A 20,856-nucleotide genomic window follows, 5' to 3' on the forward strand; every position below is an offset into this window, starting at 1 on the left:
AGGTTCCCGAATACGGGTTGAAACGAAGGAGTCGGAACGTGCGCGAGTTCACCGTGCCCTCAGCGGTCACTGTCGGCGACCACGCCACGCTGACCGACCCCGTGTGGGACAACGCGGTCACCGCGCCGGACGCGGTGCAGTTCCAGCGCCAGCAAGCTGACGGGTGGCAGGATGTCACCTGCGCGCAGTTCCACGACCAGGTGCTGACGCTCGCCCGGGGGCTGCTCGCCGCCGGCGTCGAGCCCGGTGAGCGGGTCGCGCTGATGAGCAAGACGCGCTACGAGTGGACCCTCATCGACTACGCGATCTGGTCGGTCGGCGCGGTCACCGTGCCGATCTACGAGACGTCCAGCGCGGAGCAGGTCGCCTGGATCCTCGAGGACTCCGGCGCCGTCGCCTGCTTCGTCGAGACCGACACGCACCGCGACACGGTCGCCGCGATCCGCGACCGGCTGCCGGCGGTCGAGCACGTGTGGCAGATCGACGGCGCGCCCGGCACGCCCGGCGCGATCGACGTCCTCGGCGCCGACGGCGCGGCCGTGCCCCGCGAGGACGTCGAGCGGCGGCGGGCCGGCACCAGGGCCGACGACCTCGCCACGATCATCTACACCAGCGGGACCACCGGCCGGCCCAAGGGCTGCATGATCACCCACCGCAACATGCTGTCGGACATCGTCAACGCGATCCCCGAGCTGCAGTCGCTGTTCCACCAGGGCGCCCGGACGCTGCTGTTCCTGCCCCTGGCGCACTCGTTCGCCCGGCTGATCCAGATCGGCGTCGTGCAGGCCAGGGCCACGATGGGCCACACCGCCGACACGAAGAACCTGGCGGCGACCCTGCAGAGCTTCCGGCCGACGTTCGTGCTGTCGGTGCCGCGCGTGTTCGAGAAGGTGTACAACACGGCGAAGCAGCGCGCCCACGCCGATGGCAAGGGTGCCATCTTCGACCGGGCGGAGCGGGTGGCGATCGCGTTCAGCTCCGCGGAGCGGCCCGGTCCGCTGTTGCGCGCGCAGCACGCGTTGTTCGACCGTCTCGTGTACGGGAAGCTGCGGGCCGCGCTCGGCGGGCAGTGCTCGCGGGCGATCTCCGGCGGCGCGCCCCTCGGCGAGCGGCTCGCGCACTTCTACCGCGGCATCGGCGTCACCATCTTCGAGGGGTACGGGCTGACCGAGACCTCCCCTGCCACCAACGCCAACCGCGACACCGGCGCGCGCATGGGCACCGTCGGGCGCCCGCTGCCCGGCGTCACGATCCGCATCGACGACGACGGCGAGATCCTCGTCCAGGGCGACATCGTCTTCAAGGGGTACTGGAACAACCCCGCCGCGACGGCGGAGGCGATCGACGCGGACGGCTGGTTCCACACCGGCGACATCGGCGAGCTCGACGACGACGGGTACCTGCGCATCACCGGCCGCAAGAAGGAGCTCATCGTCACCGCCGGCGGCAAGAACGTCGCCCCGGCCGTCCTGGAGGACCGGGTCCGCGCGCACCCGCTCGTCAGCCAGTGCATGGTCGTCGGCGACCGGCAGCCGTTCATCGCCGCCCTCGTCACCATCGACCCCGACGCGCTGCCGGCCTGGGCCTCCGCGCACGGCAAGCCCGCCGGCGCCGACGCGGCCGCGCTCGCCGACGACCCCGAGCTGCGCGCCGAGATCCAGACCGCGATCGACGACGCCAACGCCGCCGTGTCGAAGGCCGAGGCGATCAAGGTGTTCCGGATCCTGCCGCAGGACTTCACCGAGGCGACCGGCACGCTCACTCCGTCGTTGAAGGTGAAGCGGAACGTCGTCCTGAAGGAGTACGCCGGCGAGATCGCCGCCATCTACGAGCGCTGATGCATTCACCTACGGTAGGGAGGACCATTCGTTGACCGAGCTGACGGTGCTGGGCGACCGTCCCAGAGGCGCCGTGATCGCGGTTCGTGTCCTGATGCTCGCGCTCGTCGCGGCGCTGCTGTTCATCGACGGCACGCGTGCCGAGGAGCTGCTCTGGCTCGCGCTGCTGCTGATCGCGGTCGCGATCGCCACGGTCGCGCCGCCGGCGCACCGGATCGCGCACTTCGGGCGCGCCGCCGAGGTGCTCGTCGTCGCGCTCGCCGCCTCCGGAGTGGACACCGACTTCCTCGTGTACCTGCCGGTGCCGGTCGTCGGCACGGCCCTCGCCTCGGGGATGGTCGTCGCCGGCGGGTACCTCGCGGCCGCGGTGGCGCTCCTCGTGGCCGGTGGCGCCGTCGACGGGGTGCTCGACGACCGCCGGCACCTCGCCGCCTGCCTGACCTGGGTGGTCGTCGCCGGGGTCAGCGCGTATCAGGCGGGGGTCCTGCAGCGGGCGTTCCTCGCCCGGCGCACCGACGAGACGCCGCAGCCGTACGTGGAGGCGACCCGCCTGCTCACCCAGCTGCGCAGCGTCGCCCGGCAGCTGCCCGGCGCGACCCTCGACCCCGGCGGCCTCGCCGAGCACCTCCTCGACGAGGTCCGGGCGATGGTCCCGTCGTCCCGCGGCGCCGTCCTGTCCGGCAGCGGCGGCGGCCGGCTCGTCGTGCTCGCCCAGGCCGGCGTGGAGCGCCTCGACTGGGAGACCGCGCTGGACACCGAGAGCTCCGTCGCCGACGCGTGGGCGACCCAGCAGCCGGTCGTGTCTGGCCGCTCGCAGGCCCGCTCGGTCGCGCCCAGCCGCGACATCTCCTCGATGGTCGTGCCGCTCGTCGCCGGCGTCCGCACCGTCGGGCTCATCATCCTGGAGAGTGACACCGCCGGGGCGTACCCGCCGGCGATCCTCGCCCGCGTGACCGGCCTGACCGGTGCGGCCGCGCTGCGCCTCGAGGCGGCGCTGCTCTTCGACGAGGTCCGGTCCCTCGCCACCACCGAGGAGCGGCAGCGGCTCGCCCGCGAGATCCACGACGGTGTCGCCCAGGAGCTCGTCATGGTCGGCTACGGCATCGACAACGCGGTCGCCGCGCTGCCCGACGCCGCCGCCGCCGAGGAGGAGCTGCGCATCCTGCGCGCCGAGGTCACCCGCGTCATCACCGAGCTGCGGCTGTCGCTGTTCGAGCTGCGCAGCGAGGTCGACCGGTACGGCGGCCTCACCGCGGCGATCGCCGACTACGCCCGCACCGTCGGCGCCTCCGCCGGGCTCCGCGTGCACCTCTCGCTCGACGAAACCACCGCCCGGCTGCCCGCCGCGGTCGAGGCGGAACTGCTGCGCATTGCCCAGGAAGCCATCACGAACGCGCGGAAACACGCCGGGGCGGAGAATCTTTGGGTAACGTGCGCGGTCGATCCACCGTTCGCACAGGTAGAAATCTCCGACGATGGAAGCGGCATCGGTGAGAACCGCCCAGACGGACGCTATGGTCTTGCGATCATGGCCGAGAGAGCGGAACGTATCCGAGGCCGGTTGGAGATCACACCGCGCGTGCCGAATGGGACAACAGTGGCGGTTGTGCTCGGAACCGCACCGCGTGCGCGGTAGCGTGAAGGCACCAGAGGGAGAGAGCACCGGGAATGTCGACTACCGCGACGCCGACGACACGTACCAAAGTTCTGCTCGTCGACGACCACGATCTCATCCGCCGAGGACTGCGGCACGCCTTCGAGCGTGACCGGCAGTTCGAGGTGGTGGGCGAGGCCGCGACGGCCGCCGAGGCGATCCGCCAGGCCGGCGCCCTGCAGCCCGACGTGGTCATCATGGACCTGCGCCTCCCCGACGGCAGCGGCCTGGAGGCGACCCGCGCCCTGCGCAAGACCAGCAACACCATGGGCATCGTGGTCCTGACCATGTACGCCGGCGACGACCAGCTCTTCGGCGCGCTCGAGGCCGGCGCCTCCGCGTTCGTGCCGAAGACCGCCCCCGCCGACGAGGTGGTCGCCGCGGCCCGTCACGCCGCGTCGGCGCCTTCCGCGTTCACCGCCGCCGACCTCGCCGAGGCGATGAAGCGGCGCCTGGCCCCCAGCGGCCCGCAGCTGTCCCCCCGCGAGGGCCAGGTGCTGCGCCTGCTCGCCGACGGCATGAGCGTCGCCGGCATCGCCAAGCAATTGTTCGTCTCCGAGTCCACCGCGAAGACGCACATATCGAAGCTGTACGAGAAGCTCGGCGCCGCCAACCGCGCCCAGGCCCTCATGACCGCCCTACGGCTCGGCCTCCTCGAAGCCCCCGACGCCCCGAAGTTCTGACCCACTTCCCCGGATTTCGACTTTTCGATAGGCGCTGGCCGATCTGCCCCCAACCCCCAGAACGGCCAGCCTGTCGTTTCTCAACCCCGATGGCCCCACTTCGCCATTGACCACCATCACGCACCTTCGGCCCACCCCGCGCTCGCTTTTCCGAGCTGACGCCCACGCGGCCATCACCACCACCCCACCGCACCACGGCGTTCACCGTCGTTCACGGACCACCACCGCCGGCTCCGCAGACAACCGCCACGGGCCGGACACCACAATCCAGCACCCCGGCCGGCTCTACGGCGTTGACTTCAATGACCGACCGCCGCCCTCTTGAGCGACCTCCGCACTCGACCGCCGCGGCCGGACACCACAGCCCAGCACCTCGCCAGACCCCGTCGCGGCGCTCACCTTTGCATCGCCGACGCCACGCCTGAGCACACTCCGCGGACGACCGCCACGGGCCGGACACCACGGCCCAGCACCCCGCCCATCGCCCAGGCCCGGTCCCCCGAAACGGCGACACCAGGTCGAACACCACAGGCCCAGCACCTCACCAGACCACGTCACGGCGCTCACCGTCGCATCGCCGACCCCACGCCCGAGCACACTCCGCGGACGACCGCCACGGGCCGGACACCACGGCCCAGCACCCCGCCCATCGCCCAGGCCCGGTCCCCCGAAACGGCGACACCAGGTCGGACACCACAGCCCAGCGCCCGCAGGACCTACAACCTTCGGGCCGCGCACCATCCGGACGCACGACGGCGTTCGACTTCGGCCGCGAACCGCCATCGAGCCCCGGTTCGACGCGCAGCCACCCACTGCGCCTGCAACCGCACCGCCGTCGCGACCACGCCACCAGCACCGGGCCGCCCTCATGCCCGCGGAACCCGAGCGATCCGTCCAGACCGCGGCGTCTTGCCTCCGCCCGACCAACTCGTCGCGCCTGCCGACCCAACGGCACGGCAGCAGCACACCCAGCCGACATCACGCCTGCTCAATGCCCCCGCAGCGCACCGCGCCCCGCTCAGTTGCCCCACGACGCACCGCGGCCGCTCGGCCGGCCTGTCACCGACGCCCGCTTGGCCGTCTCGCGGTGCATCTCATCCGACCAGGTGCACGGCCGTTGCCAGATCGTGCGGCGGCATGACGGCACCGCCGGGCGCACGCCGGACCGCACCGCACCCGGGCCTCGCCTTGGCCCCGCCGGCATCCCGTCTACCCGCCGTCGCCCTGGCAGGAGCTGTCGTGTGCCTCGTTCATCACCGTCCTTCCCCCGGTTGTCGCCGGCGGTGGTCATCGCCGTCGGCTGTGGAGCGGGTCAGGGTAAGTCGGGCGCGGGTGTGGTGAGCATGGTGCGGAGCCGGTCCGCCTGGGTCTCCCAGCGCCAGTCCGACTCGACCCAGGCGCGGCCCGCGGCGCCCATCTTCGCGGCGAGGGCCGGGTCGCGCAGCAGGGTCGTGACGCGGTCGGCGACGGCGGCGACGTCGCGGCCGGGGACGACGAAGCCGGTCTCGCCCTCGCGGACGGCGTCGGGCGCGCCGCCGGAGTCACCCGCGACGACCGGCAGGCCGGTGGCGGAGGCTTCGAGGTACACGATGCCGAGCCCTTCGACGTCGAGGCCACGGCGCCGGGTCCGGCACGGCATGGCGAACACGTCACCGGCGGCGTAGTACGCCGGCAGCTCCGCCCACGACACGGACCCGGTGAACACGACGTCCCGCTCGACCCCCGCCTCACGCGCGAGCCGCTCCAGCGCAGGCCGGTACGGCCCACCGCTGACCACCAGCAGCGCAGCATCGGGAACGGCGCGGCGGATGAGCGGCAGCGCCCGGATCAGCACGTCCTGCCCTTTGCGCGGCACGAGCCGGGACACGCACACGACCACCGGCCGGTCGGCGAGGCCGTGACGGGCGCGGATCAGCTGCCGGTCGACCTGTGGCGAGTACGCGTCGACGTCGACACCCGGCGCCAGCCGCTGCAACGACGTGAGCCCGTCCAGCGCCTTGGCGAGCCGGGTGCGGGTGTACTCGCCGAGGTACGTGACGACGTCCGCGCCCCGCCCGATGCGCCGCAGCAGGCTCCGCGCGCCGGGCAGCGCCGCCCAGCCGACCTCGTGCCCGTGGGTGAGCGCGACGACCCGCTCCACCCCGGCCCGCCGCCGCAGCCCGCCGGCCAGCAGCCCGAGCGGCGCCGCCGCCCCGAACCACACGCTGTCGCACCCGTGCGCCCGCGCCAGCTCAGCGGCCCGCCGCGCGACCCCGGCCGTCGGCAGCAGCATGCCGGTCCGCTCCCGCACCACCTCGAACGGCTGCTCCGCGTCGAACTTCTCCGCCCCCCGGAACGTCGAGCAGTACACGACGACCGACCCCGCGGGCTGACGCACGGCAAGGTTGTGCACGAACTGCTGGATCCCACCCGGCCGCGGCGGAAAGTCATTCGTCACGAGCAGCGTGGTCATCGCGCCCCCACCCTTCCAGCAACCACCCGGCCGCACCACACCCCCGTGCGACCACACGTCATGCGCGACGACCAGGTCCTCCGGGCCCCGCCGCCGACCCCGCCGGCACGCCGCGGTGCACGGCGGTGACGGGCAGAGCGCGCATCGCAGCTCCGCCCCTCCGCCAACCACCCGGGAACGGCCGGGACACTCCCCCACGCCACCGAGCCCGACGGCAACTCCACCGAGCCCGACGGCAACTCCACCGAGCCCGACGGCAACTCCACCGGACCCGACGGCTTCACCGAGCCCGACGGCTTCACCAGGCCCGACGGCAACTCCACCGGACCCGACGGCTTCACCGAGCCCGACGGCTTCACCAGGCCCGACGGCTTCACCAGGGCCGACGGCCGAACCCTGCCGCAGCGCAGCAGGTCGCGGCCGGTCAGCACCTTGGTCATCGCCGCCCCACTCCTTCGCCGGCCACCCGGCCGTTGCCGGGCGCACGGAGTCACCTCTGGCATCACCAGGCTGTGCCGCCGAACTCCGCCACGGCCCACCGGAACGTCCTGGGTCACGAGCAGCATGGTCGCTCCGACGCTCCGCACCCCGCCGCACCGGACCGCCGACCGCTGCCACGACCCGGCAGGTCGTCACGACCGGCGAGCGAGACGGTCATCGCACGCCGCACGCCCCGACCGCCCACAGCACAGCGCCCCGGCCGAAGCCGCGCACGACACTCCACCCCGCCGAACCGCCGGACCCCCGACACAACGTCACGGCCGGCAAGCAGGCTGGTCGTCACACGCCCCGTGCCGCGGCCTGGACGGAATTCCGCACGACACCCCGCCATCGTGAAGCGCAGAGCCCCGCCGGCACCCGGCAGAACGTCACACGTGGAGCGCTGGCTGGTCATCGCTTCCCTCATGCCCGGACGCGCAGCGCGGCCATGCACCGCACCACGACCTGGACAGGACTGCTCACGACACCCCACCGCGGCGAAGGGCCGGACACCACCGGCGAAGGGCCGGACACCACCGGCGACCGGCAGGACGTCGTGGGCGACGAGCGGAACGACCATCGGACGCCTCAAACCCAGACGCGCAGCTCGGCCAAGCGAGCCACCACGACCCAGACGGAAATGCGCCCGGCGCCCCACCGCGGCGAAGGGCCGAACACCGCCAGCGGCCGGCAGGACTTCGAGGGTGGTGAGCGGAGTGGTCATCGCTCGCCTCGGGCCCAGGCGCGGGCCTCGGCCATGCGCTCCACGGCGGTCGGGTGGGAGCCGAACAGGAACTGCTCGACGGGGTTGGGGTCGGGGTCGCCGAGGTTGACCAGGGAGAGCCGGCCCTGCATGGCCTCGAAGCCGGCCGGGTCGGCGGTGAGCTGCAGGGCGTGCCGGTCGGCGCGGGCCTCGACGCGGCGCGACACGAACGCCTGGGCCGGGCCGGCGAGCAGGCCCGCCACGGTCGCGACGGCGATCAGCAGGGCGACCGCGCGCGGCTCGCCGATCGAGTCCACGCCCGCGCGGCGCAGCAGGGCGCCCCACGAGCCCAGCAGGTACAGCGCGCAGACGGCGGCGGCCGCGCCGAACGCGCCGAGCAGCGTGCCGGTGAGCACGTCGCCGTCCTTGGCGTGGCCGAGCTCGTGCGCGACGACCGACTCGACCTCCTCCGGCGGCGCCTTCTCCAGCAGGGTGTCGTAGACGACGATGCGGCGGGTCGGGCCGAGACCGGACACATACGCGTTGACGGCCCGGGTGCGGCGGGACGCGTCGGCGATCAGCACGTCGCGGACGGGGACGCCGTCGCGCTCGGCGAGCGCCATGAGCCGGGTCCGCTGCTCCCCCTCGGGCATGGGGGTGAACTTGTTGAAGACCGGCTCGACCAGCACCGGGAAGATGAACGACAGCAGCACCGTGAGCAGGGCGGCGCCGACCGCTCCCCACGCCCACCACCAGCGGGGCACGAAGTGCGTGATGGTGAAGAAGCCGACGAGCACGACCGCGCCGATCACCGCACCGACGGCATAGCCCTTGAGCATGTCGACCGTCCAGGCGGACCAGTCCTGCGTGGACAGCCCATAGCGCCTGAGGATGGACTGGCGCCAGGCGGCGAGGGGCAGCGCCGCCACCTCACCGACGAAGACGACGGCGAGCCCGCCGAGCAGCGCCCGGGCGAGCCAGTGGCCATTGAACGGCCGGGACACCTGCTCGACGATCCACGCGCCGGCCGGGGTCAGGCCGAGCAGGAGCGCGACGAGCAGGCCGAGGCCGATGGACAGATACATCCCGGGGCGCAGCGCCGCGTGGAACGCCTGCCCCTTGGCGACGGTGTCGGCGGGCAGCGTGTCGAGCGCGGCGAGCTGGTCGGCTCGCGGCGCGGGCGGCGCCGACCAGGGCACCCGCAGCGCCGCGACCACCACGACCGCGACGATCAGCGCCGCGAGGGTGATCGCCGCCCAAGCCCGAGGGGTCACGCCGCACCTCCTGGTCGGAAACTCCGCAAGCTTATGCGGCGCGGTGCCGTCTCGACCGGCGCGGTGCGGCCGGCTCGACGTGGGTGGGGTCGAGCACGGTGACCTCGAACCCGGCCCGCTCGAACACCTCGATGGCGCGGACCTCGGCCTCGCCGAGCTGGTGCAGGGCGGGTGGCGTGTCGAGCAGCAGGGTCACCACGCAACCCCCGCAGGCGGTGCCGCGCACTGAACAGGTCTCGCAGTCGACGAGCATCGCTCCTCCTCCGTTGACCGTCTGTAGCTCCACGGTAAGCGGGGGGTATGACAAAAATGCGTTTCCGCAGGTCAGGAGCGGGATAGCCGGCGGAGGAGGGTGTCGTTCCCCAGTGGGTACGCACCGTGACGGCGTACACCGTCGATGACCTCCTTGTCGGAGGAGATCACCACGACCGGACGGCCGGCCGGCTCGGCCCTGACCAGGCGCCGGATCAGCTCGTCGGCGGTCTCGCCCTTCTTGGAGAACAGCACCCGCACGCCGCGCGGCGCCGGCGGCAGCCCGACGACCCGCTCGGCGCCGTCGAAGACGACGGTGACCTCCGCCCTGGTCTGGGCGACGAGACCACCGACCCCGGCGACCAGGCGGTTGCGCTGCTGTTCGAGGGAGAGCTCCCCATAGCCCTTCTTCGTGACGTTGTACCCGTCGACGATCATGTGCGCCTTCGGCAGGCTCAGCAGCTGGTCGAGGCGGGCAGGGTCGTCGGCGTCGAGCGCCCGGGCCGCTCCGGCGCCGGGCGCGTTGTCCGGGCGGTCGGCGTCGTGCTCGGCGACGAAGTCGGCCGGCAGCCGGTCGGTGGGGTCGAGGGCCAGCTCGCGGCGCAGCCCCACGGCGGCCTGCCCGATCGTCTCCAGCAGCAGCCAGAGGCGGGCGTCGTCGACGGCGCGGGCGTCCTTGGCGCTCTGCCGCTGGGCGCCGGCCACGGTCTCCGCCTCGGCGAGCTTGGCGCGCACGCGGCGCAGCTCGGCGTCGTGGTCGGCGGTCGCCCGGGCGGCGCGGCCCTTCTCGCTGGCGAGCATGTCGGTCGCCTTGCGCTCCTTGGCCTGGCTCTCCCGCAGCGCCTTGCCCAGCGAGCGCACCTCCTCGCGCAGGCCGGCGGTCTCGTCGCGGAGACGGGCCAGCTCGTCGCGGAGCTTGTCGGCCTCGACCCGGGCGACGGCGCGGTCGTGCTCGGCGCGGGCGAGGCGCTGCTCGACGTCGCGGATGCGCTCGGACGCGGCGGCGTCCTCGGCCTCGGTGCGGACCGTGTCGGTGGCCCGCTCGACCAGGTCACGCCAGCCGTCGGGGCGGGCGAGGTAGGCCAGCGCGGCGACCTCGACGGGGTCGGCGGCCGGCGGCGCGACCCCTTCCAGGATCGAGGCGCCCAGGTCACCGGCGTCGTTGACGACCCTGGTCGCGAGGCGCTGGCGCAGCAGCGGGTCGCCGGACAGCTGCATCGCGATGACGGGTCCGCCGAGGCGGGCGCGCCGGTTGGGGGCGAACTTCGCGACCCGCCGCAGCGGCATCGGCAGCTCGTCGAGGGGCAGGCCGGTCATGGCGCCGGCCGCGAGGGAGATGACCCGCTGGCGGATGATCTCGGGCAGCGCGGGCTCGGCACCGCCGTCGGAGTCCGGCAGGTCGACGTCCTCCGGCGCAGACGTCACCGCGGCCTCGTCGTCGAGGTCGTCGGGAGCATCGTGCGCGGGCATCACTCCAGTGTCGCATTGTCGACCAGATTCGCCCCGGATGGTCTCCAGGACCGGCGGCTTCCCTCGAAAGGCTAAAAGCTGACATATCCTTATTTCACCCGATTGGGTACGCCAGCGAGGAGGCACGGACATGCAGCCGCCGGTACCCGACAACGAAGCGGAACGGATCTCGACCCTGCGGGGACTGGCGGTCCTCGACACCCCGCCGGAGACGGACTTCGACGACATCGTCAGGATCGCGTCGGAGGTCTGCGGCGCCCCGATCTCCCTGGTCACCCTGGTCGACACCCAGCGACAGTGGTTCAAGGCGAAGACCGGCCTCGACGGCATCACCGAGACGCCCCGCGAGGTGGCGTTCTGCGCCCACGCGATCATGGGCCGCGACCTGATGGTCGTCCCGGACGCCACCGCGGACGCGCGGTTCGCCGACAACCCGTTCGTCAGAGCCGCGGACGGCATCCGCTTCTACGCCGGCGCCCCCCTGCTGACCAGCGAAGGCGCGGCGCTGGGCACCCTGTGCGTGGTCGACCACGCGCCGCACCGGCTGAACCTGGACCAGATGCGGGCGTTGCGGGCGCTCGCCAGGCAGGTCACGGAGCTGCTCGAGCTGCGACGCCTGGTCGACGCCGCCGCGCTCGACGGCCCGCCCGAGTCCAGGTCGGTCGACCTCACCTACCTGACCGAGGCCCGCATCCGCGAGTTGCGCCCCATCGCGGACGCCAGAAACATGGCCATCACCCTCGGAGTGACCGATGCGGCGTCGGTACAGGCGGATCCCGGCCGACTGTCGCGCGCGCTGGACTATGTGGTGTTCTCGGCGTTGAAGGTCGCGCCGCCCGGCGGACGGGTCGCGGTGCGGGTGCTGGGCACCCCGGTCCCGACGGTGGAGATCAGCCACGCGGGCGGTTCGATCGCCCCGGAGTGGCAGGCCGACCTCGACGGCACGCGAGAGGCCGACGAGCTGGTCCCGCGGGCCGTGGCGGAGATCCTGCGGTCCCACGGAGCGACCGTGGCCAGGACTAACGCGGCCCTCGGCTCGCCGGACGTCCGGTTCGAGCTGCGCTTCCCGCCGCACTGAGCGATTTTTTGTCACACCCTGGTCGTAGTGTGCGCGCGTGGCCGACTACCACCAGGAAACGCTCGATGCCCTGTTCGACGACCCGCGTGCGGCGACGCTGTTCGCGTCGACGTTCGTGGTCGTCGACCTGGAGACGACCGGCGGCGCACCCGACGGCGGCGGCATCACCGAGATCGGCGCGGTCAAGGTCCGCGGCGGGGAGGTCCTGGGCGAGTTCGCCACGCTGGTCAATCCCGAGGAGCGGCTGCCGGCGTTCATCACCGTCCTGACCGGCATCACCGAGGCGATGCTGGTCGAGGCGCCGAAGATCGACACGGTGCTGCCGGCGTTCTTGGAGTTCGCCGCGGGCGCCGTGATGGTGGCGCACAACGCCCCCTATGACACCGGGTTCCTCAAGGCGGCGTGCGCCAAGCACGGCTACGCGTGGCCGAAGCCGATCGTGCTGGACACCGCCGCGATCGCCCGGCGGGCCCTGGTCGCCGACGAGGTGCCCAACAACAAGCTGTCCACCCTCGCCCGGCACTTCCACGCGAGCACCCAGCCGGTCCACCGCGCCCTCGACGACGCCCGCGCCACCGTCGACGTCCTGCACGGGCTGATCGCCAGGCTGGGCAGCCACAAGGTGCACACCATCGGCGACACGATCGAGTTCGTGAAGGCGGTCAGCCCGTCCCAGCGGCGCAAGCGCCACCTCGCCGAGGGCCTGCCCGACGCGCCGGGGGTCTATGTGTTCCGCGGGCACAAGGACCGCCCGCTCTACATCGGCACCAGCTCGTCGATCGCGACCCGGGTCCGCAGCTACTTCACCGCCGCCGAGAAGCGCGCCCGCATCGACGAGATGATCAACGCGGCGCAGCGGGTCGAGGCGATCGTCTGCGCCCACTCCCTGGAGGCCGAGGTCAGAGAGCTGCGGCTGATCGCCGCGCACAAGCCGCCGTACAACCGCCGCTCCAAATTCCCCGAGCGGGTGATGTGGCTCAAGCTCACCGCCGAGGCCTATCCCCGGCTGTCGATCGTGCGCGACGTGCAGCCCGACGGCGCGGCATACCTGGGGCCGTTCGCGTCCCGCCGCGGCGCCGAGCTCGCCGCCGCCGGCATCTATGACGCGCTGCCGCTGCGCCAATGCACCCACAAGCTGTCGCTGCGCACGAAGACGCCCGCGTGCGCGCTCGCCGAGCTCGGCCGCTGCCCGGCGCCGTGCGAGCACCGCATCTCCCCCGGCGACTACGAGACCGCGGCCGCCGAGCCGTTCCGCACCGCCACGACCGGCGACCCGGGCCCCGTCGTCCGCGGGCTCATGGCCCGCATCGAGGCGCTCGCCACCGCCGAGCGCTTCGAGGACGCGGCCACGATCCGCACCCGGCTGATCACGTTCCTGCGCGCCGCGATCCGCATGCAGCGGCTCGCCTCGCTGACCAGCCTGCCCGAGCTGATCGCCGCCCGGCCCTCCGCCAAGGGCGGCTGGGAGCTCGCCGTGGTGCGACACGGCCGACTCGCCGCGGCCGGCGTGTCACCCCCGCGGGTGCATCCACAGCCGACGCTGGATGTGGTTCTCGCCACAGCCGAGACGGTCCAGCCGGGTCACGGGCCGACGCCACGCGCGTCGCCGGAGGAGACCGAGCGGATCCTCGCCTGGCTCGAGCGGCAGGAGACACGCCTGGTCAAGGCCGATATGGGTTGGTCATCTCCGGCCACGGGGGCCGGTCGGTGGCGCCCCTTCCTCGCCCGCGCGGAGGCCGCCGCGACGGTCCGGATCGACCTGGAAGGCTAAGCACATCGGACGATCGCACATACTCAAATGACCGATCGGATGCCACGAGGGAAACTAGGCTGGAACCTACCCAAACCCAGGCCCGCCCGGCCCGTCGGTGAGGAGGTGCCGCATGGAGCCCGGTCTGCATCAGTCCGGTGCGCCCCTGGATGCTGGCCCCTCCACGGTCACCGGCGCCGGCGGAGCCAACTCCGGGTCCTCGTCCGCGCACAGCGAGTTCATGTTGGACCCACTGACGCCCGGGGGCAAGCCCAACGAGCCGACGGGTTTTGCGCACCCGCTGGCGACGGGGTTCACGACCGGCGGGACATCGCCGCCGACACCCGGCGCCGCGGAAGCCCAGCAGCTCCTGGACGCGGTGGGCGAGGTGCTGCTCGGCCCGCGTGGGCTGCCGACCGCGTCGATCAACGTGCCCGAGGCCCCGCAGCGGCGCCGCCCTGCCCACCCGGCCGGCCGCCACCCGGAGCGCAACACCAGGGACAGGGTGCGGCAGGATCGGCAGCGGGTGGAGCGGACGTATGTCGACAGGACCCCCGCCGACCCCCGGGACTCGCCCTCCCCGGCCAGGTCCCCCCAGGACACCGCGCCGCAGGACAAGCACCCAGAGGCCACGGCGCCGCAAGGCACTGCCTCACAGGACAAGGCGCCACAGGACCGGACGCCGCGAGACAGCACGCCACAGGACAGCACGTCGCACGACCGGGCCCCCCACGACAGGCCCCCGCACGACACCGCCTCGCAGAACGCCGCTCAGCAGGGCAGCGCCTCGCAGGACCGGGCCGCTCAGCACGGGCAACCACACGGCACCGCCTCGCAGGGCAGCGCTTCAAAGGGCAGCGCCTCGCACGACGGGCACCCGCACGACAAGGCACCGCAGGGCAGCACGTCACAGGACAACGCCTCGCAGGATCGGGTCTCGCACGACGGGCACCCACAGGACAGCGCTCCTCAGGACGCCTCGCAGGACCGGGCCCTTCAGCACGGGCAACCACACGGCACCGCTTCACAGGGCAGCGCTTCAAAGGGCAGCGCCTCGCACGACGGGCACTCGCACGACAAGGCACCGCAGGGCAGCACGTCACAGGACAGCGCCTCGCAGGATCGGGTTTCGCACGACGGGCAGCCGCAGGGCAGCGCCTCGCAGAACACCGCTCCGCAGGGCAGCGCCTCGCAGGACCGGGCCGCTCAGCACGGGCAACCACACGGCACCGCCTCGCAGGGCAGCGCTTCAAAGGGCAGCGCCTCGCACGACGGGCACCCGCACGACAAGGCACCGCAGGGCAGCGCGTCGCAGGACAGCGCCTCGCAGGATCGGGTCTCGCACGACGGGCAGCCGCAAGGCAGCGCCTCGCAGGATGGGCATCCGCGCGACAAGGCAGCGCAGGGCAGCGCCTCCCAGGACCGGGAAGCCCAGAGCAAGGGTCCGCAGGACGAGGCGGGACGCGGCCGGGTGGCGCCAGGTGAAGGCGGCCAGGACGCGAGCCACCGGGACGGTGCGACGCAAGGGCAGGAGCCGGAGGCCGGGCAGGCCCAGGATTCGGTGGCCCAGGACGTCGGCGCCCAGGACGGTGCGGGGCGGAGCTGGGGGTCGCGGGGCGAGGGGTCTCGGGACGCGGCCTGGCAGCGTGGCGCGCGGGTAGGCCGGGACGTGGGGACTGTGGAGAGTCAGGCTGCGGTGGTGGCGCCCCCGGGCGAGGCCGTGAGCGAAGCGGCGCCCGGGCAGCGGGTGCCGGTGGATGGGACGAGCTGGCAAGGAGCGGCCGGGGGGCAGGGCGCCACGGACGCGGGGCAGGACGGAGCGGGTGGCTCCGGGCACGACGGTGGCGTTGGCGTATGGGGCGAGCAGCAGACACCCGGGCAGAGCACGGCAGGCGAATCCAGGCTCGACAACCCTGGCGAACAGCAGACACCTGCGCAATGGACCGGGCAAGAAGCGGCGGGCGGATCCGGGCGCGACAACCCTGGCGTACGGGACGAGCAGCAGACACCCACACAGTGGGCGGGGCAGGGACAGCGGCCGCAGCGGGCGGCGCAGGATCAGAGTGACGGGCGCAGGGACTGGCCGGCCAACGAGCGGCCGCCCGCGCCGCGGGGTAATCCCGGGAGTGCCGCCGGTGGGCGGGCGCGCAACGAACGGTCCGCCGGTGAGCGGGCGGGGTCGGACACGGCAGCGGGCGCCGGGAGTGAGCGGGACGTCGCGGGCAGGAGCACCGGCGCGGAAGCGAACGGTGCCGCCGGGCAGACGGACGCGGCCGCCGGTACACGCGACGACACGACCGCCGGGAAGGCCAAGGACAAGGCGGGCCGGAAGGGTGGCAGGGACGCGGCGGTGAAGCGGGCGGTGCCCGTGGACGACCGGTTCGCGGCGCCGCGGGCCAGGCTCACCGCGCCGCCCACCGAGGACTCGCCGGCGGTGCCGCCGCCGCCGTCGTATTCGGCGCTGGTCGGTGGGGCGGTGCCCGGGGACCCGACGTCGACGTACTCGGCGATCATCGGGTCGCGGCTGCGGGCGATGCTGCCGTGGCAGTCGGCCGAGGACCCCATGTCCAACGTGCTGCGGTCGCACCGGACGATCCACCCGACGGGCGACGTGGCGTTGCTGCGGCGGGCGTACGCGACGGCCGAGCAGATGCACCGCGGGCAGATGCGCAAGAGCGGCGAGCCGTTCATCTCGCACCCGCTCGAGGTGACGGAGATCCTCGCCGACCTGGGGATGGACACGACGACGCTGGTGGCGTCGCTGCTGCACGACACGGTCGAGGACACGGACTACACGCTGGGCGCGCTGGAGCGGGACTTCGGCGGCGAGGTGGCGCTGCTCGTCGACGGCGTGACGAAGTTCGACAAGATGTTCTACGGCGCGGACGCCGAGGCCGAGACGATCCGCAAGATGATCGTCGCCGCCGGGCGGGACGTGCGGGTGCTCGTCATCAAGCTGGCGGACCGGCTGCATAACATGCGCACGCTGGACGCGCGGTCGATCAAGTCGCAGGTGCGGATCGCGACCGCGACGCGGGAGGTGCTGATCCCGCTGTGCGAGCGGCTCGGCATCCAGGCGCTGAAGCGGGAGCTCGAGGACTGGGTGCTGCGGGCGGTCAGCCCCGGCGGGTACGCGCTGATCGACGAGTACGTGCGGCAGCGCAAGGGCTGGGACGGCTACCTCGAACGGGTCATCGCGGCCGTCAACACGGACCTGCGGAAGTTCGGCATCGACGCGCAGGTGTCGCCGCGGCCGAGGCACCTGTACTCGATCTGGAAGGACACCGTCGACGGCAACTACGAGGACCCGCACGACATGCCGCGGGTCGTCATCATCGTCGACGGGCCCGAGACGGACTGCTACGCCGCGCTCGGCGCGGTGCACGGCAAGTGGCGGCCGGTGCCGGGGCGGTTCAAGGACTTCATCGCCACGCCGAAGGGCAACAACTACAAGTCGCTGCACACGACGGTGCTAGGCCCGGAGGGGCAGTCCCTGGAGGTGCTGATCCGCACCGAGGAGATGCACCAGGCCGCCGAGTACGGCATCGTCGCCAACTTCCGGTATCCGCACGTGGCGGCCCGCTTCGGCCCCGCGTCGAAGGCGGAGCAGCTGAACTGGCTGCGGCGGCTGCTGGACTGGGAGGCGGCGGCGTCGGACCCGTCGCAGTTCATCGCGTCGCTGCGGTGCGACCTGGCCGAGGACCAGATCCTGGTGCTCGCCGAGGGCGGCGGCCGGCCGGTGCTGCTGCCGCAGGACGCCACGCCGGTCGACCTCGCGTACATCCTCGGCGCGGACGTCGGCAACCGATGTATCGGCGCGAAGGTCAACGGCCGGCTGATCGCGGTGTCGTCGCCGCTCGCCGACGGTGACACGGTCGAGATCATCACGCGGACCGGGCAGCGCGACGAGTTCGACTTCGACGCCGACGCCCCCGCGCGCGGGCCGTCGCCGGAGTGGCTGGAGTTCGTGAAGACGCCCCACGCCCGGCTGCACATCAGCCGGTGGTTCGAGGCGCACGAGGCGCCCGCGATCACCGTCGCCAACAAGGTGCGGCTCGGCCGGCTCGCGATCGGTCTGGCGCTGCGCCGGCAGGGCCGCGGCCTGGCCAGCGACCTGCCGCTGGTGCGGCTGTCGGCCCGGCTCGGGTACCCGGACCTGGAGACGCTGCTCGTCGCCGTCGCCGACCACAGCCGCACCGCGGACGAGGTGGTCGAGGAGTTGATCGCCCTGGTCGACCACTCGCCCCGGTAGGCCGCTAGCCTTTCGGAGATGGCGGTAAAACAACAACTGCGCATGGTGGCGTACCGGACGTTCTACCGTCTCCCGTCCCGCTGGAAACGCAGGATCGTGCGGACGTTCCAGCCGACGTACACGGTCGGCGCCGTCATCCTGGTGCGCGACCCCGAGGCGAGCCGGATCCTGCTGCTGCGGCAGCCGCCGGGCGCGGGCTGGTCGCTGCCGGCGGGGCTGATGGACCGCGGTGAGCGGCCCGTGCAGACCGCCGCGCGCGAGCTCGCCGAGGAGACCGGGATCAAGCTGCCCCTGGAGCGCTTCCGGCCGGCGAACCCGAACGCCCTCGTGCACACCCGCGGGCAGTGGATCGACATGGTGTTCGAGGTGGAGGTCGAGCCGTCCGCCGAGCTGGTCGTCGACGCCGCGGAGGTCATCGAGGCCGCCTGGCACCGGCTCGACACGCTGCCGCCGCTGACCGTGTCGACGTCGCAGCTGCTCGCGCACTACGGGATCGGGCCGTACAAGGACTACCCCGAGGTGCTGACGAAGTGACCGGCATCTGTGCGGTGATCCTCGCCGCGGGTGAGGGCCGCCGGCTGCGGCCGCTGACCGAGCACCTGCCGAAGGCCCTGTGTCCCGTCGGCAACGTGGCGCTGCTCGACCGGGCCATGGCCAGGGTCGCCGCGCTCGGGATCGTCGGCCCCGCCGACCTGGCGGTCAACGCCTGCTATCTCGGGGACCAGGTCGTCGCGCACGTCGGCGACCGGGCGCACCTCTCCGTCGAGCCTGGTGATCCGTTCGGTACCGCGGGCGGCGTCGCGCTGCTGAAGGACTGGATCGGCGGCCGCGGCGTCCTGGTGGGCAACGCCGACGCGTACCTGGCGCCGGGCGGCGCGGGTGGTCCGGACGGCCCGGCCGCCGACATCGCGGAGCTGCTCGAAGGCTGGGACGGTTCGACGGTACGGATGCTCGGCGTGCCCGGACCGCCGAAGGAGTTCGGCAGGCACCGGTTCGCCGGGTTCTCGCTGCTGCCGTGGGACCTGGTGGAGCGGCTGGAGGCGGTGCCGTCGGACCTGGTGAGGACCACGTGGCGGCCCGCGGAGCGGGAAGGGCGGCTGGAGGTCGTCGAGTACCGCGGGACGTACCTGGACACGGGCACGCCCCGGGACTACGTGACGGCGAATCTGCACGCCGTGCACCATGAAACCCTGATCGGTGAGGGCGCCGTGGTGACCGGGAGCGTGGAGCAGGCGGTGATCGGCGCGGGGGCCGTCGTCGCCGGTCAGGTGGTCCGCGGGGTGGTGTGGCCGGGCGGGGAGGTCCGCGCGGGCGAAACGCTGCGCGACGCGGTCCGGGTCGGCCGGGAGCTCACCGTCGCGGCGGATTAGCATGACGATGTCCACATGCTGGAAGGAGCACCGCAGGTGATCACCGCGATCGTCCTCATCGACTGCGCGACCGACTCGATCCCCGAGGTGGCCGAGAACATCGCCAACCTTCCCGGGGTCAGCGAGGTGTACTCGGTCGCCGGCAACGTCGACCTGATCGCGATGGTCCGGGTGCGGCAGTACGAGGAGATCGCCGAGGTCATCGCCGGCGGCATCTCGAAGGTGGCGGGCGTGATCGACACCGACACGCACATCGCGTTCCGCGCGTATTCGCAGCACGACCTGGAAGAGGCGTTCTCGATCGGCCTGCCCGACACGGACTAATTTCCAGCAAATTTGCCGCCCCTTGCAGCAAGCCGTTCGCCGCAGCTGTCGGCAAGCCGCAAGAAACCGGGAAAACCGCTGGTAAGGGCCCCGACAGTGCGCCAAATCGCATCGAACCCGGCCCGGCGACGCGGTAGCCTCGACGCCCATGAGGATCGGCATCGTCGGAGCCACGGGTCAGGTCGGCAGCGTCATGCGCCACATCCTGGCCGAGCGTCAGTTTCCGGTAGACCAGTTGCGCCTGTTCGCGTCCGCCCGCTCCGCGGGCCGGCCGATCGACTGGCAGGACCAGCAGATCACGGTGGAGGACGCGGCGACCGCCGACTACTCCGGCCTGGACATCGTGCTGTTCTCCGCGGGCAAGGGCACGTCGAAGGAGCTGGCGCCGAAGGTGGCCGCCGCCGGTGCCGTCGTCGTCGACAACTCCTCCGCCTGGCGGATGGACCCGGACGTGCCGCTGGTCGTCGCGGAGGTCAACCCGCACGCGATCGCGAACCGCCCGAAGGGCATCATCGCCAACCCCAACTGCACCACCATGGCCGCGATGCCGGTGCTGCGCCCCCTGCACGAGGAGGCCGGCCTGGTCGCGCTCGTCGCCGCCACCTACCAGGCGGTGTCCGGCGCCGGGCTCAGCGGCGTCGCCGAGCTTGACGAGCAGGTCCGCAAGGTCGCCGACGGCGCCGCCGCGCTCGCGTTCGACGGCTCGGCCGTCGAGTTCCCGGCGCCGAAGCAGTTCTCCCGGCCGATCGCCTACAACGTGCTGCCGCTCGCGGGCTCGATCGTCGACGACGGCTCGTTCGAGACCGACGAGGAGCAGAAGCTCCGCAACGAGAGCCGCAAGATCCTCGAGATCCCCGGCCTGAAGGTGTCCGGCACGTGCGTGCGCGTGCCCGTGTTCACCGGCCACTCGCTGCAGCTCAACGCCCGGTTCGAGCGGGCCGTCTCGGTCGAGCGGGCGATCGAGCTGCTCTCGGCCGCGCCCGGCGTGGTCCTGACCGACGTGCCGACGCCGCTGCAGGCCGCCGGCGCCGACCCCAGCTTCGTCGGCCGGATCCGGGTCGACGAGACCGTCGAGCACGGCCTGGCGCTGTTCGTCTCCAACGACAACCTGCGCAAGGGCGCGGCGCTGAACGCCGTCCAGATCGCCGAGCTCCTCGTCAAGTGACCAAGGTGGGGGGGGGGGGGGGCGGGCCCCCCCCCCCCCCCCCAGCCGCCCCCCCCCCCCCCCCCCCCAAACCCACAACACCAGCAAATCAAAAAAAACAAAAAAAAAAAA

13 protein-coding genes and 1 pseudogene are annotated in these 20,856 nt (G+C 72.7%); 10 read left to right on the top strand and 4 right to left on the bottom strand.

The annotated features are described in order from the left end of the window. The first annotated feature begins 38 nt into the window (after nt 1-38). The 3 genes from AB0I21_RS46530 to AB0I21_RS46540 all read left to right on the top strand — a co-directional run bounded on the left by AB0I21_RS46530 (nt 39) and on the right by AB0I21_RS46540 (nt 4,175). Nucleotides 39-1,838: a long-chain fatty acid--CoA ligase gene (locus AB0I21_RS46530; RefSeq protein WP_360570737.1), complete on the top strand. Its 1,800-nt coding sequence runs from the start codon at nt 39-41 to the stop codon at nt 1,836-1,838. Nucleotides 1,839-1,932: 94 nt separating this feature from the next. Continuing rightward, nucleotides 1,933-3,474, top strand: a complete 1,542-nt coding sequence (locus AB0I21_RS46535) for a GAF domain-containing protein (RefSeq protein WP_360570758.1) — start codon at nt 1,933-1,935, stop codon at nt 3,472-3,474. Between the two features lie 32 nt (nt 3,475-3,506). Then, nucleotides 3,507-4,175 (top strand): response regulator transcription factor, encoded by a 669-nt coding sequence (locus AB0I21_RS46540; RefSeq protein ID WP_033362529.1) that lies wholly within the window; start codon nt 3,507-3,509, stop codon nt 4,173-4,175. 1,312 nt (nt 4,176-5,487) lie between these two features. Here the strand turns inward: AB0I21_RS46540 and AB0I21_RS46545 are convergent. From AB0I21_RS46545 to AB0I21_RS46560, 4 genes are all read right to left on the bottom strand, one after another. Next, a complete protein-coding gene (locus tag AB0I21_RS46545) occupies nt 5,488-6,627 on the bottom strand; it encodes a glycosyltransferase family 4 protein (RefSeq protein ID WP_360570739.1) in 1,140 nt (379 codons plus the stop codon). A 1,200-nt stretch (nt 6,628-7,827) separates the two neighbouring features. After that, on the bottom strand, nt 7,828-9,084 hold the full coding sequence (locus AB0I21_RS46550; protein ID WP_360570741.1) for a M48 family metallopeptidase: 1,257 nt from the start codon (nt 9,082-9,084) through the stop codon (nt 7,828-7,830). Nucleotides 9,085-9,115: 31 nt separating this feature from the next. After that, complete coding sequence (locus tag AB0I21_RS46555) at nt 9,116-9,337, bottom strand: hypothetical protein (RefSeq protein WP_360570743.1); 222 nt, start codon at nt 9,335-9,337, stop codon at nt 9,116-9,118. Nucleotides 9,338-9,408: 71 nt separating this feature from the next. After that, nucleotides 9,409-10,806, bottom strand: a complete 1,398-nt coding sequence (locus AB0I21_RS46560) for an NYN domain-containing protein (protein WP_360570745.1) — start codon at nt 10,804-10,806, stop codon at nt 9,409-9,411. Nucleotides 10,807-10,936: 130 nt separating this feature from the next. Between AB0I21_RS46560 and AB0I21_RS46565 the strand changes: the two genes are divergently transcribed. The 7 genes and pseudogenes from AB0I21_RS46565 (at nt 10,937) to AB0I21_RS46595 (ending at nt 20,745) form a co-directional block, all read left to right on the top strand. Further along, nucleotides 10,937-11,884 carry a GAF domain-containing protein gene (locus AB0I21_RS46565; RefSeq protein ID WP_344506271.1) on the top strand — a complete coding sequence of 316 codons (948 nt, stop codon included), beginning with the start codon at nt 10,937-10,939 and terminating at the stop codon, nt 11,882-11,884. A 37-nt stretch (nt 11,885-11,921) separates the two neighbouring features. Further along, nucleotides 11,922-13,655 (top strand): DEDD exonuclease domain-containing protein, encoded by a 1,734-nt coding sequence (locus tag AB0I21_RS46570; protein WP_360570748.1) that lies wholly within the window; start codon nt 11,922-11,924, stop codon nt 13,653-13,655. Nucleotides 13,656-16,155: 2,500 nt separating this feature from the next. Beyond that, nucleotides 16,156-17,886 (top strand): annotated as a pseudogene (locus AB0I21_RS46575) (HD domain-containing protein); the annotation flags it as partial. An 18-nt stretch (nt 17,887-17,904) separates the two neighbouring features. After that, complete coding sequence (locus tag AB0I21_RS46580) at nt 17,905-18,420, top strand: NUDIX hydrolase (RefSeq protein ID WP_360570750.1); 516 nt, start codon at nt 17,905-17,907, stop codon at nt 18,418-18,420. After that, nucleotides 18,417-19,256 (top strand): sugar phosphate nucleotidyltransferase, encoded by an 840-nt coding sequence (locus AB0I21_RS46585; protein ID WP_360570752.1) that lies wholly within the window; start codon nt 18,417-18,419, stop codon nt 19,254-19,256. The genes AB0I21_RS46580 and AB0I21_RS46585 overlap by 4 nt, the downstream gene beginning before the upstream one ends. A 36-nt stretch (nt 19,257-19,292) precedes the next feature. After that, a complete protein-coding gene (locus AB0I21_RS46590; RefSeq protein ID WP_344506344.1) occupies nt 19,293-19,580 on the top strand; it encodes an Lrp/AsnC ligand binding domain-containing protein in 288 nt (95 codons plus the stop codon). 148 nt (nt 19,581-19,728) lie between these two features. Beyond that, on the top strand, nt 19,729-20,745 hold the full coding sequence (locus AB0I21_RS46595; RefSeq protein ID WP_344506267.1) for an aspartate-semialdehyde dehydrogenase: 1,017 nt from the start codon (nt 19,729-19,731) through the stop codon (nt 20,743-20,745). The last annotated feature ends 111 nt before the right edge of the window (nt 20,746-20,856 follow it).

The sequence above is a fragment of the Dactylosporangium sp. NPDC050588 genome (assembly GCF_040654975.1).
Lineage (GTDB): Bacteria > Actinomycetota > Actinomycetes > Mycobacteriales > Micromonosporaceae > Dactylosporangium > Dactylosporangium maewongense.

What these genes read in the sequence shown, in the direction of transcription:
- AB0I21_RS46535 (WP_360570758.1), top strand. Translation starts at nt 1,933, where the DNA reads ATGCTCGCGCTCGTCGCGGCGCTGCTGTTCATCGACGGCACGCGTGCC.
- AB0I21_RS46540 (WP_033362529.1), top strand. Translation starts at nt 3,507, where the DNA reads ATGTCGACTACCGCGACGCCGACGACACGTACCAAAGTTCTGCTCGTC.
- AB0I21_RS46545 (WP_360570739.1), bottom strand. Translation starts at nt 6,627, where the DNA reads ATGACCACGCTGCTCGTGACGAATGACTTTCCGCCGCGGCCGGGTGGG.
- AB0I21_RS46555 (WP_360570743.1), bottom strand. Translation starts at nt 9,337, where the DNA reads ATGCTCGTCGACTGCGAGACCTGTTCAGTGCGCGGCACCGCCTGCGGG.
- AB0I21_RS46560 (WP_360570745.1), bottom strand. Translation starts at nt 10,806, where the DNA reads ATGCCCGCGCACGATGCTCCCGACGACCTCGACGACGAGGCCGCGGTG.
- AB0I21_RS46565 (WP_344506271.1), top strand. Translation starts at nt 10,937, where the DNA reads ATGCAGCCGCCGGTACCCGACAACGAAGCGGAACGGATCTCGACCCTG.
- AB0I21_RS46580 (WP_360570750.1), top strand. Translation starts at nt 17,905, where the DNA reads ATGGCGGTAAAACAACAACTGCGCATGGTGGCGTACCGGACGTTCTAC.
- AB0I21_RS46595 (WP_344506267.1), top strand. Translation starts at nt 19,729, where the DNA reads ATGAGGATCGGCATCGTCGGAGCCACGGGTCAGGTCGGCAGCGTCATG.